The organism is Salipiger mangrovisoli (assembly GCF_015223355.1).
In the GTDB taxonomy this organism is placed as follows: Bacteria; Pseudomonadota; Alphaproteobacteria; order Rhodobacterales; family Rhodobacteraceae; genus Salipiger; species Salipiger mangrovisoli.
On record NZ_JADFFK010000006.1, the window covers coordinates 263,893 to 278,118 of the forward strand.

A 14,226-nucleotide genomic window follows, 5' to 3' on the forward strand; every position below is an offset into this window, starting at 1 on the left:
GAGGAAAGTCCGATGAACACCCACACAGCCCCCTCGCATGGCACCGTTCACCTCGAGGTCACCGATGGCATCGCCGTGCTGACCATCGACAATCCCCCGGTGAACGCCGGTTCCCACGCGATCCGCAAGGGCCTCATCGAGGCGCTGCACCGCTGCGGCGAGGTTCGGGGTGCGGTGCTCGTCGGGTCCGGAAAGAGCTTCATCGCCGGCTCCGACCTGCGCGAGTTCGGCGCGCCCCTCGCCTGGCCTGAGCTGCCGGACGTCATCGCGGCCTGCGAAGAGGCACCGTTCCCCGTGGTCGCCGCCATTCACGGCGTGGCGCTTGGCGGAGGGCTCGAGCTGGCGCTCGGTTGCGACTATCGTATCGCCACGCCGGACGCGAAGCTCGGCCTGCCCGAGGTGTCGCTCGGGATGGTGCCCGGCGCGGGCGGCACGCAGCGGCTCCCCCGCCTGACCGGACGGCTTGCTGCGCTCGAGATGATCTGCGGCGCCACCCGCATCACCGGGATCAAGGCAGAGGCGCTCGGGCTGGTCGATGCGGTCGCCGAGGGCGATCTGCTGGCGGCGGCGAAGCGGTTCCTTGCCGAGGATCGCCCCAAGCGCGTGGTGGCCGACCTTGCGGTGCCCGAAGAGGACGAGACCGCGCTGGAGGCCGCCGCCGCGAAGGCGCTGCACAAGGGCAGGGGCCGGCCGAACGTGGCCGAGGCAATACGGCTGGTGCGGGCCTCGGCCGACCCCGACATCGCCACCGTCCTGGCGGATGAGCGGGCCGTTTTCCAAAAGCTCCGCCTGTCGGAGGACGCCTTTGCCCTGCGCCACCTGTTCTTTGCCGAGCGCAGGGCGGGCAGCGTCGACGGGCTGGACGCCAAGCCTCGCCCCGTCTCGTCCGTCGGTGTCATCGGCGGCGGCACCATGGGGCAGGGCATCGCCCGCGCTTGCCTCGCAGCCGGGCTGCCTGTCACCCTCGTCGAGCGTGACGCCGAGGCGCTGGAACGCAGCCTTGGTGCGCTGCGGAATGCGTTGCAGGCGAAGCAGGCGCGCGGACGGCTTTCGGAGGCCGCGCTGGCGGCGCAATTGAAGGCCCTTTCGGGAACGACGCGGATCTCCGATCTGACCAGCTGCGATCTGGTCATCGAGGCGGTGTTCGAGGAGCTCTCGGTCAAGGTGCCGCTGCTGACCGAGCTCGACGCCACGTTGCCGCCCGAGACGCTGATCGGCACCAACACCTCCTATCTCGACATCAACGCCATGGTCGCGGGTCTGCCGGGTCGGTCCCGTGTGCTGGGCCTGCACTTCTTCAGCCCCGCCGACGTGATGCGCCTGCTCGAGGTGGTGCGGGCCGAAACAACGGCGGATGACGTGCTGGCCACCGGCTTGGCGCTTGCAAAACGCCTTGGCAAGCAGCCCGTGGTGGCGCGCGTCGCCGAGGGGTTCATCGGCAACCGCATCTACGCCGCCTACCGCCGCCGGGCCGAGCTGCTCGTGCTCGACGGTGCCGCGCCCGAAGAGGTGGACGCCGCGGTCGAAGCCTTCGGCTTCGCGATGGGGCCTTTCGCAGTGTCGGACATGAGCGGGCTCGACATCGCCTGGGCGATGCGCAAGCGGCAGGCCGCGACGCGCGACGCGGTCGCGCGCTATGTCACCATCCCCGACCGGCTCTGCGAGGCGGGACGGCTGGGCCGCAAGACCGGCGGCGGCTGGTACGACTACCCCGAGAAACGCCCCGAGCCCTCGGCTGAGGTGACCGCATTCATCGCGGCGGCGCGCCGCGAGGCCGGCATCACCCCGTGTGCCTTCGATGCCGAAACGATCCAGCGGCAACTGCTGATCGCCATGGTCAACGAGGCCGCGCTGTTGCTGGACGAGGGGGTGGCGCAGCGCGCCTCCGACATCGATGTGACGCTTGCCAACGGCTACGGCTTCCCGCGCTGGAAGGGCGGGCCGCTGTGGTGGGCGGCGCAGCAGCCCGCGGACCGCATCGAGGCCGATCTCGATGCGCTTGAGACGGCGATCGGCCATGGCTTCGCCCGGGGCCCGGTGCCCGAAATCCTCGAAGAGCTGAAGGGCTGAGCCATGCAGACCGTCTATATTTGCGACTACATCCGCACCCCCATCGGCCGCTACGGCGGCAGCCTCTCGGGCATCCGCGCCGACGATCTGGGCGCACTGCCACTGCTCGCGCTGCAGGATCGCCATGCCGGCCTCGACTGGGCCGACACCATCGACGTGATCTACGGCTGCGCCAACCAGGCCGGGGAGGACAACCGGTCGGTGGCGCGCATGTCCCTGCTGCTTGCCGGGCTACCCGAAACCGTCTCGGGCACCACGATCAACCGGCTCTGCGGCTCGGGCATGGATGCGGTGCTGGCGGCCTATCGTCGGCTTGCCGTGGGCGAGGGCGATCTGGCGATTGCGGGCGGCGTCGAGTCGATGTCCCGCGCGCCCTTCGTCATGCCCAAGGCCACAAGCGCCTTCTCGCGTCAGGCCAGCGTCGAGGACACCACCATCGGCTGGCGCTTCATCAACCCGGAGATGCACGCCCGCTACGGCACCGACTCGATGCCCGAGACAGCCGAGAACGTCGCCGCCGACTTCGGCATCTCGCGCGCGGATCAGGACGCCTTTGCCCTGCGCAGCCAGCAGAAGGCGGCGGCCTCGCGCGACGTGATGGCCGAGGAGATCATCCCGGTGGCCGTGCCGCAGCGCAAGGGTCCGCCGGTGATCTTCGATCAGGACGAGCACCCGCGCAGCACCACCGCCGAGAAGCTGGCCGCGCTGCCGACCCCGTTCCGCGCGGGCGGCAGCGTCACCGCAGGCAATGCCTCGGGGGTCAATGACGGAGCAGCGGCGCTGATCCTTGCCACCGAAGCCGGGATGAAGCGCCACGGGCTGACGCCTCTGGCGCGGATCACCGGCGGTGCGACCGCGGGCGTGGCGCCGCGCATCATGGGCTTTGGCCCGGCCCCGGCGACCGAGAAGCTCTGTGCTCAACTCGGCGTGCCGGCGGACAGCTTCGACTGCATCGAGCTCAACGAGGCCTTTGCCGCGCAGGCGCTGGCCGTGTTGCGGCGGCTCGGAATCGCCGACGATGATCCGCGGGTGAACCCCTATGGCGGCGCGATCGCGCTCGGCCATCCGCTCGGCATGTCCGGCGCGCGGATCACCGGCACCGCCGCCCGGATGATCGCGCGCGGCGAGGGCAGCACCGCACTCGCGACCATGTGCATCGGGGTGGGGCAGGGCATCGCCCTGTCGCTCGCCGCCGCCTGACTTCAGAAAGGACCGACCAATGGGTATCGACATCAGCTTCAACGGGAAAGTGGCCGAGATCACCATCGACGTGCCCCCCGTCAACGCCATCACCCTCGCCAATTACGCCGAGATCGGCGAAGCCTTCGACGCCGCCGACAGCTGGCAGGGCATCAACTGCGTGCTTTTCACCGGAGCGGGCGCGCGCGCCTTCTGCGCCGGGCTCGACCTGAAGGAGTTCCTTGCCGCCACGGTCGAGGAAGACCCGGCCCGCGCCCGTATCGTGCGGCGCTGCTTCAAGTCGATCCGGGACTGCGCCCTGCCGACCATCGCCGCGGTCAATGGCCCCGCGCTCGGGGCCGGCACGGTGCTGGCCTCGGTCTGCGACATCCGGCTTGCGTCGGAGACGGCGAAGTTCGGGATGCCCGAGATCAACGTCGGCCGTTGCGGCGGCGCGTCGCACATGGGGCGGCACCTGCCGCAGGGGATGCTGCGCAAGATGTTCTTCACCGGCGAGCCGATCGACGCGGCCGAGGCCTACCGCTTCGGCTTCGTGCAGGAGGTTCTTGCCCCCGAGGCGCTGATGGAGGCCGCCCGAACGCTCGCCGCGAAGGTCGCCGAGAAGTCGCCGCTCGGCCTGCGGCTCGGCAAGCAGGCGCTGAACCAGATCGAGTTTCTGCCGGTCGACGAGGGCTACCAGATCGAACAGCAGTTCAGCACGATCCTGATGAAGACCGAAGATGCCCGCGAGGCGACCGCCGCCGTGGTCGAGAAGCGCAAGCCGGTCTGGAAGGGTCGCTGATGACTTTGCAGGCGATCAACGGCACGCGGCTCAAAACCCGCATCGACCGCGCCGGGGATGGCGCGCCCTGGGTGGTCTTCTCGAACTCGCTGGTCACCGACCTGTCTGTCTGGGACGGCGTGGTGGCACGGCTCTCGGGCTGGAACGTGCTGCGCTACGACCAGCGCGGCCATGGCGGCTCGGACGTCCCGGACGGCGTGGTGGATTTCGAACTGCTCTCGGAGGACCTGCTGGCGGTGATGGACCACGCGGGCGTCTCCCGCGCGGTCTGCGTCGGCCTGTCGATGGGCGTGCCGACAACGCTGGCCGCCTACGCCAAGGCGCCCGAGCGTTTCGCCGGGCTTGTCTTCATGGACGGCATGGCGAAATCCGCGCCGGCGGCGGTCGAAACATGGGGCGCCCGGATCGATGAGGGCCGCAGGCTCGGCATGGACGGCTACGCCAAGGTCACCGCCGAGCGCTGGCTGACCACGCCCGAGCGGGCCGAGGCGCTGGCGGCGATGATTGCGGCGACCCCGTTCGAGGGGTTCAAGGCCTGCGCCACGGCGCTTCAGGGTTACGACTATGCCGCCGTCCTGCCAGACATCGCGGTCCCCGCGCTGCTCGTGGCGGGGCTGTCAGACGGCAAGATCCCCGAGACCATGCGCGGCATCGCTGACAGCATCGGGGCGCGGTTCGAAGGGGTCTCCGGCGCGGGGCACGTGCCCTGCTTCGAGCGGCCCGAGGCCACCGCCGCGCTGCTCAACGCCTTTCTGGCCGAGGTGGAGGCTGCGGCATGAAACTGCACTGGTCCCCCCGCTCGCCCTTCGTGCGCAAGGTCATGATCACACTGCACGAAACCGGCCGGCTGGATGAAGTGGAGCTGATGCGCAACGTCGTTGCCAGCCACTTGCCGCCGAACCCCGCCGTGCTGGCTGACAACCCGCTGGGCAAGATCCCGGCGCTGGTCACCGACCAGGGCGTGCTCTTCGACAGCCGGGTGATCTGCGCCTGGCTCGACCGGGACGGCGTGCTCGACGCCGGGATCGAGGCGCAGCGCTGGCAGGCGCTGGCCGACGGCGCGACCGACATCCTGCTGGCCTGGCGCACAGAACTTCTTCGCCCGCAGGGCGCCTGGGACGCGATCACCGCCAGCTTCCGCGCCAAGATCGCTGCGGTCATGGCCACGCTCGAGGCCGAGGCCGATGCGCTGGCCAGCCGGCCCTTTGGGGCTGGCCATGTCGCGGTGATCTGCTTCCTCGGCCAGCTTGACTTCCGCTGGGGCGACAGCGCCTGGCGGGCCCATTTCCCGCACCTTGCGGTGCTCGCCGCGACCTGGGCCGAGCGCCCCTCGGTTGCCGCCACCGCCATCGTCGATGACGGCGCAGCGGGCGACGAGGTCACCGCAGGCGTCCTGACTTTCGAAAAGGAGACAACATGAGCGGACCGCTTTCCCACGTTCGGGTGCTTGACCTGAGCCGCATCATGGCCGGCCCCTGGTCGGGCCAGATCCTCGCCGATCTCGGAGCGGAGGTCATCAAGGTGGAACGCGCCGGCGTCGGGGATGACACCCGGCGCTGGGGGCCGCCGTTCATGAAGGACAGCGCCGGCGCGCCGACCAAGGAGTCGGGGTATTACCTGTCGGTCAACCGAGGCAAGAAATCGGTCGAGGTCGACATCGCCTCGGAAGAAGGTCAGGAGCTGATCCGCGATCTCGCCCGGACAAGCGACATCGTGCTCGAGAACTTCAAGGTCGGCACCCTGGCACGCTACGGGCTTGACGAGGCGTCGCTGCGGGCGATCAACCCGCGGCTGATCTACTGCTCGATCACCGGCTTCGGCCAGGACGGGCCGATGGCCGAGGACGTCGCCTATGACTTCATGATCCAGGCGATGGGCGGGCTGCTGTCGGTCACCGGGGTGCCGGACGGCGCGCCGGGGTCCGGGCCGCAGAAGGTCGGGGTGCCGGTCATCGACATCATGACCGGCATGTACGCCACGGTCGCCGTGCTGGCCGCACTGGCGCGCCGCGCCGAGACCGGCAAGGGCGACTATATCGATCTGGCGATGCTGGATGTGGCCACCGCGATGCTTGCGAACCAGGCGATGAACCACCTCGTCTCGGGCGCGACGCCGACCCGCAAGGGCAACAAGCATCCGAACATCCAGCCGCAGGACATCTTCCCGGTCCGCGACGGGCATATCGTGATCGCGGTCGGCAACGACGAGCAGTTCGTGCGCTTCGCCGCCGCCCTCGGTCACCCGGACTGGGCGCAGGATCCGCGCTTTGCCACCAACGCGGCGCGGGTCGAGAACCTCGACGTGCTGCACCCGATGATCTGCGAGACATTGCGCAACCGCGATCTCGCCGACTGGCGGGCCGATCTCGTGGCGGTGAAAGTGCCCTGCGCGCCGATCAACACCGTGCCGGGCGTGCTTGACGAGCCGCAGGTGCAGCATCGCCAGATGCTGCGGCACCTGCCGCATCCGCTTGCCGGAACGGTCCCGCAGGTGGTCTCACCGATGCGCTTTGCCGAGGCGCCGCTGTCCTTCGATGCCGCGCCGCCGCTGCTCGGCCAGCATACCGATGAAATCCGGGACCGCGTCGCCGCGGCCAAGGTGAAAGGATGACCAGCATGGGACGTATCAGCTTCCCCGCGCCGGAGACCATGTCGCCGGCACAGAAGGCCGTCTTCGACGAGATCGTGTCGGGGCCGCGCGGCGTGCTCGTCGGCCCCCTGCGGGCGGCGCTGCACAATCCGGTTCTTGCCGATCGCTGGCAGCAGCTTGGCCGCGTGCTGCGGTTTGAGACAACGCTGCCGGGCTATCTCAACGAGTTGGCTATCCTGATCACAGCGCGGCGCTGGAACAGCCTGCTGGAATGGGCCATCCATGAACGCGACGGTCTGAAGGAGGATCTGGATCAGGCGTGGATCGACGCCCTTCGCGTGGGCCGGGTGCCGGACTTCGGCGACGACACCGCGGCGGCCGAGATCTACGATTTCGTCTGCCAACTTCTGACGCAAGGCACCCCGAAGCAACCGGTCTACGATCTGGTGTGCGCGCGCTGGGGCGAGGTAGGGGTGGTCGAGCTGACCGCCGTCGTCGGCTATTATTCAATGGTGGCCATGACCCTGAACGCGCATGAGATCCCGGTTCCGGAAGGGGTCAGCGCCGATCTTCCCATCACCCCCGGTGCCCTCTTCGACCTGCCGTTGCGCAACTGAGGACTGCAGCCGGTTCCCCTCAACCTGGAGTAAGTGATATAAAGCTATAATATCGTCAGATATGCCCGGAAGGCAAAGAGAAGCGAGGACCTTTCCATGCAGAAGCCCAGCTCGACCGACCTGCTCGAGAAGAGCAATGTCGCCCGCTATATCCAGCTTGCCTCGCTTTTCCGCGGCCGGATCGAGCGGGGGGACTGGGCGATCGGAGCGCGGATACCGACGGTGGAACAGCTGTCCAAGGAATTCGGCGTGGCGGGCATGACGATCCGGCAGGCGCTCGATCAGATCGAAAAGGAGGGTCTGATCGAGCGGTTCCGGGCCAAGGGCACCTTCGTGCGGGCGCGACCGGAGCGTGACCTCTGGTGCGAGGTGCAGACCGACTGGAACGGCCTGCTCATGTCGCGTGCCGATGCGCAGATCGAGGTGCTGTCGGACACGCCCGGCGCGACGCTCGCGCAGGCGGATTTCGATCATGGCACTGTTGCGCCCAGCTATCGTCACCTGCGCCGCCTGCACCGGCGGCAGAACGTGCCCTTCCTCGTCGCCGACGTCTACGTCGACGAGAAGCTGCAACCGCTGATCCCCGAAGAGAATTACTCCACCACCACCGCGATGCGGCTGGTGTCGGACTTGCCGGGCGTGCGCGTCGCTGATGCCCGGCAGATCCTGTCGGTGGCCTCCGCCGATGTTGAGACCGCGCAACTGCTGCAGCTGTCGCTCAACGATCCGATTGTACTGGTGCAGCGCTTGGCCATCGATGAGGGCGGACGTCTGATCCTCGTCGCCAACGGAATCTACCGCGGCGACAAGGTGCGGATCGATATGAAATTGCTCACCTGACCCAGTGGTTCGCGCAAACACCGGGACCGCATCGACTCTTTAAGTGACAAAACTAGCTTAATGATTTAATCTACCTCTCAAGGGAGAAATTGGGAGGAGAATCATGAGATTGCTGGCTCATGGCGCACTGCTTTGCAGTGCCATTGCCACCGGTGCGCAAGCGGATGAGGCGGGCTGCATTGCGCTTGCAAACATCACCCGGGACGCCCTGAAGATCGCCGAGGCGGCCTGGGTCCCGGCCGGACCCGATGACGATGCCGGGCAGGACCTGCCGGCCTATTGCAAGGTCACCGGGGTGATCGATGAACGTCGAGGCGTGGGAGACGTGCTCTTCGGCGACCGCTTCGAGTTGCGTCTGCCCGAGGGCTGGAACGGACGCTTCTACTTCCAGGGCGGCGGCGGGCTCGATGGCCGCGTGCGCCCGGCCTATGGCGGCTCGCAGCCGACCGGCGAGCCGGCGGCCGTGGCCGAAGGCTACGCGGTGATCTCGACCGATGCCGGGCACGAGGACAAGGACAGCTCCTTTGGCCTCGATCCCGAGGCCCGCGAGGCCTGGGGCTATCAGGCAATCAAGGATGTTGCCGAGACCGGCAAGGCACTCACCACCGGCTATTACGGCGAAGCTCCGCATCACAGCTACCTCATCGGCTGCTCCAACGGCGGTCGGCAGGGCATGATGGCCAGCCAGCGGTTTCCCGAACTCTTCGATGGCATCGTCGCGGGCGCGCCGGTGTTCCGCCTGTCGCGCAGCCACGTCGATACCGCCTGGGGCCTGCAGAAGCTGACCGCCATCGCCCCGAAGGATGACGCGGGCCATCCGATCCTGTCACGCGCCTTCTCGGATGCCGATCTCGAGCTTCTGGCGCGGGACATCGCCCGGCAGTGCGACGCGCTCGACGGGCTCGCGGATGGGCTGGTGCTCGATCCTGCGGGCTGCGACTACGACCCCTCGGGGCTGGTGTGTAGTGCGGGGCAGGAAGCCTGCCTGAGCGCGGAGAAGGTCGAGACGCTGAAGCTGCTGCACGAGGGCTCGCGCGACAGCGCCGGCAAGCGCTTCTACGTCGCATGGAGCTACGACCCGGCGATCGCCGACGCGGGCTGGCGCAGCTGGCGGCTCGGCACCTCGGAAACCCCGGAGCCCAACGCGATCAAGGCGGGCCTGTCCAACAACGGCATCAAGTACGTCTTCCTGACGCCGCCGGACCCGGATTTCGACATCATCAACTTCGACTTCGACAGCGACCCGCAGCGCATGGAGGCCTCCGCCTCCTTTGCGGATGCGACCTCGACCGATCTTGCCGCCTTCCGCGATGCGGGGGGCAAGATCCTGCTCTACCACGGCACCGGGGATGCGGCGATCTCGGCCAATGACACCGCCCGCTACATGGCAGCGCTGCAGGATGACATGGGCGACATCGGCGATTTCGCCCGTTTCTTCCCGGTACCGGGCATGGGCCATTGTCGCGGCGGGCCGGGGCCGGACAGCTTTGACGTGCTGCAGACCATCGTCTCGTGGGTCGAGGAAGGCAGGGCCCCCGACCGGCTGGTTGCCACCGGCGCGGCGACCGAGGGGATCACCCGTCCGCTCTGCCCCTGGCCGACCGTGGCGACCTATGATGGCAGCGGTCCCACCGATGCGGCGGCCAGCTTCGTCTGCCGCTGAGGGAAATGTCATCGCGCCGCGTCGTGGCGCGATGCCGCAAGGAGCAAGACAATGTATTATGATCCGCGCAACGGCGACCACGGGCTGCCGCACAACCCTTGGACGGCGCTGGTGACACCGCGGCCGATCGGCTGGGTGTCGAGCCGAAGCGCCGCCGGTGTGCCGAACCTCGCGCCCTACAGTTTCTTCAACGCGGCGGCGACGCATCCGCCCTTCGTCATGCTCTCTTCGACCCCGCGCAAGGACAGCCTGTCGAACATCGAGAGCACAGGCGTCTTCGCGATCAATATCGTCGGCGCCGAGCTGGCAGAGGCGATGAACGGCAGCTCTGCGCCGGTGCCGTCCGATGTCGATGAGTTTGGGCTCGCCGGCGTGAACGCGCGCCCCTGCCGCAGCATCGACGCGCCCTGCGTGGCGCAGAGCGCCGTCGTCATCGAGTGCATCCTGAACCGGGTGATCTCGCTCTCGCCGAAGAGCGGGCTGCCCTGCGACACGCACATCGTCTTCGGCGAGGTCACCGGGATCGAGATCTCCGATCGCGTGATCCGCGACGGGCGGGTGCGCAGCGAGTTGATCCGACCGGTCTCGCGGCTAGGCTATCTCGAGTACGCGGTGACGGAGCAGACGTTCGAAATACCGCGTCCCGGGTCCTGAACGGACCCGCCCCCGGCTCACCCCACGCCGGGAATGGTCGCGGACAGTGTGGGGCCCTCGGAGGAGTACCGACATGAAGACGAGATTTGCGGTGATGGGCCTTGCCCTCGCCCTGGCGATGCCGTGCCTTGCGCAAGCGCAGGTCGAGGAGAAGACGGCGATGAATGGCGATGCGCAGGTGGGCTACTCGGTCCGCGGCGAGGGGCCTCTGGTGGTGGTGATTGCTTCGACCGGCCGCAGCTCCGGCGAGCTTGCCCCGCTGGCCGACAGGCTGTCCGAACGCGGCTACCGCGTCGCCCTGCCGGAACCGCGCGGCATCGGCGCCAGCACCGGCAAGATGACCGAGGTCTCGTTCCACGACTTCGGCGACGACTTCGCCGCGGTGATCGAACAGGAGGGCGGCAAGGCCATCGTCGCGGGCCATGCCTACGGACAGTGGATCGCCAAGACGATCGCCTCGGACCACCCCGAGATGGTCTCGGGCCTGGCGCTGATCGCGGGCGGGGCGAAGTCCTGGCCCTCGGAGCTTTCCGAGGCGATCACCATGATCAACGATCCGGACTCGAGCCGGGACCAGAAGATGGAAGGGCTGCTGCTGGCCTTCTTCACCGACGAGCAGAGTGCCGAACCCTGGCTCGAGGGCTGGCACCAGGACGTGACGGTCAGCCAGCGCGCGGCGCGCAAGCTGACCAACCGCGAGGATTACTGGGCCGGCGGCACCGCGCCGATCCTTGACCTGCAGGCGGGCGCCGATCCGTTCCGGCCGGAAAGCTCGCGCATGGAGGTGCGCGACGAGCTGGGCGATCGCGTGACGGTCGCGGTGATCGACGGTGCCAGTCACGCGCTTCCGGCGGCGAAGCCCGTCGAGACCGCCGATGCCATCGCCGATTGGGCGGACGCACTCCTGCAGAAGTGACTTGGCGCCTAGGCGCCGCGCAGCGGCGTCGGCGGCACCAGCGCCCGTCCCCGTGTCGGGACGGGCATATTCCGGTCCGCGATTTGGCAAGGTCGGGGCGCGAGGGCGTCACGACCGCGCGCCAGCTTTCCCAATGCCGCGCCGACGACTTTGCGTGGACCTTACGCGGCGCGACCCGGCACAGGGCCTAAATTCTGCCATCGCCGGAGTGCCGAGGAGAGCGCCGAGGCGGGCATCACAAGAAATCGCATGCAACATGAGCTTCCCAAGAGGAGACGGGATGAGACATTCCAGGATGAGAATGCTGTCAGTGGCATTGATCACGGCAGCCACGGCACTGGCCTCGACGGCGTCGGCAGAAATGACCGAGGACACCTGCAGGGCGCTTGCAGAATTCGCCTACCCCGACCTGCGCATCGAGGTCGCGGAGTTCCTCAGCGGCACGACGATCGACGAGACGGCCTTGCCGGACCACTGCCGCGTGGAGGGCTATCTCGAGGAGCGCGTCGGCAGTGACGGCAAGCGCTACGCCACCGGCTTCGAGCTGCGCATGCCGGTAGCGTGGAACGAGCGGTTCTACTTCCAGGGCGGAGGCGGCACCGACGGCTCGATCAGGCCCGCGATCGGGGTGAACACGATCGGCCATCCTCCGGCACTCACTCTCGGCTTCGCGGTGGTGTCCACCGATGCGGGGCACAACCTTGGCGATCGTGCAGACACCAGCTTCGGGCTCGAGCCGAAGGCGCGCGTCGATTGGGGATACAACGCCATCGACCTGACTGCCACCGTGTCCAAGGCCATTCTGCAGGCGGCTTACGGGACTTGGCCCCGATATTCCTATTTCGTGGGCAACTCCAACGGCGGACGGCAGGGGCTCATCTTCGCGCTAAGGCATCCCAACCAGTTTGATGGCATCCTGGCGCAGAATCCGATCAGACAGCAGACCCGCGGACATGTGGCGGGGGCCTGGAGCGTGCGCGTGCTCGCAGAGCGGGCGCCGAAGGACGCCGCGGGGAAGCCGATCTTCACGCAGTTCCTCGACGATGCCGATTTCGCCTTGCTGACGCGCGAGATCACCGCCCAATGCGATGAGCTTGATGGCCTGAAGGACGGTGTGGTCGACAGCGCGCGGCGCTGCAATCCCGACTTTTCCGCGCTGGAGTGCCGCGATGGCGCGACGGAACAGTGCCTCTCACGGGACCAGATCGACGCCTTCACCCTGATCCACGAGGGCCCGGTCAACTCCGCGGGCGAAGAGCTCTACGTACCCTTCGCCTATGATGCGGGCTCCGACTTCATGGGCTGGCACATCGGCGATGCGGACGCGTTCCCGAACAATGGCCGCAAGGCGCGGAACACCTCGATGCACAATGTCTTCCGCGACCCGCCGGATCCTGATTTCGACGTCTACGGCTTCGACTTCGACACGGATCCCGTCTCCATGAACGCCGCCGCGCAGTTCACCGACGCCGCTTCCGCCGATCTCGACGCGTTCAAGGGCGCGGGCGGACGGCTGATCGTGGTGCATGGCATGGGCGACAGCGGGATCTCGGCCGTAGACACGACCCGCTGGTTCGAGACCGTGCAAAACCGCTATGGCGCAGAAACCGGGAGCTTTGCGCGCCTTTTCCTGCTGACCGGTGTCCGGCACGACCGGACGGGCTCTGGGCCGCACGTCTTCCCGGGCCTCAAGATGCTCATGGCCTGGGTCGAAGACGGGAGTGCGCCGGACCATCGCTTGGCGAGCGGCGGCACGCCGTCTCGGGAGCGTCCTTTGTGCGCCTATCCGAGGTACGTCACCTGGGAGCCAGCCACCGAAAGCTGGGGCTGCCAGGAGTAGTACACAGTGCCGGGCGCATGGCCCGGCATTCCCAAACCTGCCGGCGCCTCCATAAATTCGACAAAAAATCGGAGAGTAGCCTTCATAATTTGGCCTTATGCGGTCTCGGTCGGCACGGGCAGTTTTAGCCTGTGAGTTCGTTCACGGGCCGTCTCTGTCAACCATTCTCGGCCAAGCGGCTCGGTCCGCCGGAGCGGGGGTTTCAGTCAGTCAGGGCGCCGTCCGTCCTTAGAACTCGGCCTTGCTGCCAGGGTCCTTGGGGGCGTACCTCGGTTCGTGGTCAGCGCGGTGGCAGATAATATCATGCTGGTTTGATGCAATTCCGGCGTGCCCATCTCACTTGCGTGCTCGCATTCTGCAGCGGCAACAATCAAAGCGGCGCCATCGCCGGGACCACGCTCCCATGGGCCCCGGAGGCCCGCGCCCCTCAGAGCGGCGGGCGGAGTAGCGTGCCGGTCAGGTGACCTAAGGCACCGAGTCCGGCTGGAAGACTTTGCCGTCGCAGCACATGCGGTGCTGAACGGCCGAGATCCGCCAAGCACGTGCAACCATCGCGCGCTTGTTGCCACGGCGCTCCGCAAACCGCGCCGCCTACGTGCCTAGCCATGAGACACGCCCGAGGTGCAGCAGAATGCTTGAAGGAAACGGTCCCGTTACAGAAGTCACGGAACCGAATTTCGGCTCAGGTTGATTTGAACCCGCGTCAAGCTCTGATGAGGGTCGCCCGGTCAGCGAAACTTGCCTGATCGATTTCGATCCCGAGGCCCGGCGTGTCGTCGAGCGACAGCTTGCCGCCCGACGGTTTGGCGGGGTTGCGGAACACCGGGCGACCCCGTTGCCACATGTCGGCCAGTTCTACCGGGCGGGTCATGTGCATCTGCGTCGCGAGCACGTGCAGGTTGGCGAAGTGACCGACCGCCGGTTGGGTCTGATGCGGAACGAGTTCGACACCGTGTGCGAAGGATAAGGGCGCCGCATTGATAGTGCCCCCGCGCGTGGTGTAGGAGCGTCGACCTTCGGAGAGGTCCGGGTCTGATCAGGATGCCACGGCGGGCA

Annotated in this window: 13 protein-coding genes; 12 read left to right on the forward strand and 1 reads right to left on the reverse strand. The window is 67.6% G+C overall.

Going from position 1 to position 14,226, the window contains the following annotated elements; all coding sequences use genetic code 11:
* The first annotated feature begins 12 nt into the window (after positions 1-12).
* The 12 genes from IQ782_RS10355 to IQ782_RS10410 all read left to right on the forward strand — a co-directional run bounded on the left by IQ782_RS10355 (position 13) and on the right by IQ782_RS10410 (position 13,170).
* Complete coding sequence (locus tag IQ782_RS10355) at positions 13-2,070, forward strand: 3-hydroxyacyl-CoA dehydrogenase NAD-binding domain-containing protein (protein WP_194134551.1); 2,058 nt, start codon at positions 13-15, stop codon at positions 2,068-2,070.
* Between the two features lie 3 nt (positions 2,071-2,073).
* Positions 2,074-3,270, forward strand: coding sequence for a 3-oxoadipyl-CoA thiolase (gene pcaF / locus IQ782_RS10360; protein WP_194134552.1), 1,197 nt, complete (start codon positions 2,074-2,076; stop codon positions 3,268-3,270).
* Between the two features lie 19 nt (positions 3,271-3,289).
* Complete coding sequence (locus tag IQ782_RS10365) at positions 3,290-4,051, forward strand: enoyl-CoA hydratase-related protein (protein WP_194134553.1); 762 nt, start codon at positions 3,290-3,292, stop codon at positions 4,049-4,051.
* Positions 4,051-4,830, forward strand: coding sequence for an alpha/beta fold hydrolase (locus tag IQ782_RS10370; RefSeq protein ID WP_194134554.1), 780 nt, complete (start codon positions 4,051-4,053; stop codon positions 4,828-4,830). The genes IQ782_RS10365 and IQ782_RS10370 overlap by 1 nt, the downstream gene beginning before the upstream one ends.
* Entirely contained in the window at positions 4,827-5,471 is a 645-nt protein-coding gene (locus IQ782_RS10375; RefSeq protein ID WP_194134555.1) for a glutathione S-transferase, read from the forward strand. Before IQ782_RS10370 ends, IQ782_RS10375 begins: the two co-directional genes overlap by 4 nt.
* Positions 5,468-6,661 (forward strand): CaiB/BaiF CoA transferase family protein, encoded by a 1,194-nt coding sequence (locus IQ782_RS10380; protein ID WP_194134556.1) that lies wholly within the window; start codon positions 5,468-5,470, stop codon positions 6,659-6,661. Before IQ782_RS10375 ends, IQ782_RS10380 begins: the two co-directional genes overlap by 4 nt.
* A gap of 5 nt (positions 6,662-6,666) precedes the next feature.
* Positions 6,667-7,257, forward strand: a complete 591-nt coding sequence (locus IQ782_RS10385; protein WP_240989213.1) for a carboxymuconolactone decarboxylase family protein — start codon at positions 6,667-6,669, stop codon at positions 7,255-7,257.
* Positions 7,258-7,353: 96 nt separating this feature from the next.
* Positions 7,354-8,097 (forward strand): GntR family transcriptional regulator, encoded by a 744-nt coding sequence (locus IQ782_RS10390; protein WP_194134558.1) that lies wholly within the window; start codon positions 7,354-7,356, stop codon positions 8,095-8,097.
* Positions 8,098-8,200: 103 nt separating this feature from the next.
* Positions 8,201-9,760, forward strand: coding sequence for a tannase/feruloyl esterase family alpha/beta hydrolase (locus tag IQ782_RS10395; RefSeq protein WP_194134559.1), 1,560 nt, complete (start codon positions 8,201-8,203; stop codon positions 9,758-9,760).
* A gap of 51 nt (positions 9,761-9,811) precedes the next feature.
* On the forward strand, positions 9,812-10,414 hold the full coding sequence (locus IQ782_RS10400) for a flavin reductase family protein (protein ID WP_194134560.1): 603 nt from the start codon (positions 9,812-9,814) through the stop codon (positions 10,412-10,414).
* A 73-nt stretch (positions 10,415-10,487) separates the two neighbouring features.
* Positions 10,488-11,330, forward strand: coding sequence for an alpha/beta fold hydrolase (locus IQ782_RS10405; RefSeq protein WP_194134561.1), 843 nt, complete (start codon positions 10,488-10,490; stop codon positions 11,328-11,330).
* 310 nt (positions 11,331-11,640) lie between these two features.
* Positions 11,641-13,170 carry a tannase/feruloyl esterase family alpha/beta hydrolase gene (locus tag IQ782_RS10410; RefSeq protein ID WP_194134562.1) on the forward strand — a complete coding sequence of 510 codons (1,530 nt, stop codon included), beginning with the start codon at positions 11,641-11,643 and terminating at the stop codon, positions 13,168-13,170.
* A gap of 703 nt (positions 13,171-13,873) precedes the next feature.
* On the opposite strand, the gene IQ782_RS10415 is transcribed toward IQ782_RS10410, so the two are convergent.
* Positions 13,874-14,152 (reverse strand): enolase C-terminal domain-like protein, encoded by a 279-nt coding sequence (locus IQ782_RS10415; protein ID WP_194134577.1) that lies wholly within the window; start codon positions 14,150-14,152, stop codon positions 13,874-13,876.
* Between the last annotated feature and the right edge of the window lie 74 nt (positions 14,153-14,226).

Coding starts and splice junctions, on each gene's coding strand:
- IQ782_RS10380 (WP_194134556.1), top strand. CDS start 5,468: ATGAGCGGACCGCTTTCCCACGTTCGGGTGCTTGACCTGAGCCGCATC.
- IQ782_RS10365 (WP_194134553.1), top strand. CDS start 3,290: ATGGGTATCGACATCAGCTTCAACGGGAAAGTGGCCGAGATCACCATC.
- IQ782_RS10370 (WP_194134554.1), top strand. CDS start 4,051: ATGACTTTGCAGGCGATCAACGGCACGCGGCTCAAAACCCGCATCGAC.
- IQ782_RS10385 (WP_240989213.1), top strand. CDS start 6,667: ATGGGACGTATCAGCTTCCCCGCGCCGGAGACCATGTCGCCGGCACAG.
- pcaF (WP_194134552.1), top strand. CDS start 2,074: ATGCAGACCGTCTATATTTGCGACTACATCCGCACCCCCATCGGCCGC.
- IQ782_RS10400 (WP_194134560.1), top strand. CDS start 9,812: ATGTATTATGATCCGCGCAACGGCGACCACGGGCTGCCGCACAACCCT.
- IQ782_RS10395 (WP_194134559.1), top strand. CDS start 8,201: ATGAGATTGCTGGCTCATGGCGCACTGCTTTGCAGTGCCATTGCCACC.
- IQ782_RS10390 (WP_194134558.1), top strand. CDS start 7,354: ATGCAGAAGCCCAGCTCGACCGACCTGCTCGAGAAGAGCAATGTCGCC.
- IQ782_RS10405 (WP_194134561.1), top strand. CDS start 10,488: ATGAAGACGAGATTTGCGGTGATGGGCCTTGCCCTCGCCCTGGCGATG.
- IQ782_RS10355 (WP_194134551.1), top strand. CDS start 13: ATGAACACCCACACAGCCCCCTCGCATGGCACCGTTCACCTCGAGGTC.
- IQ782_RS10375 (WP_194134555.1), top strand. CDS start 4,827: ATGAAACTGCACTGGTCCCCCCGCTCGCCCTTCGTGCGCAAGGTCATG.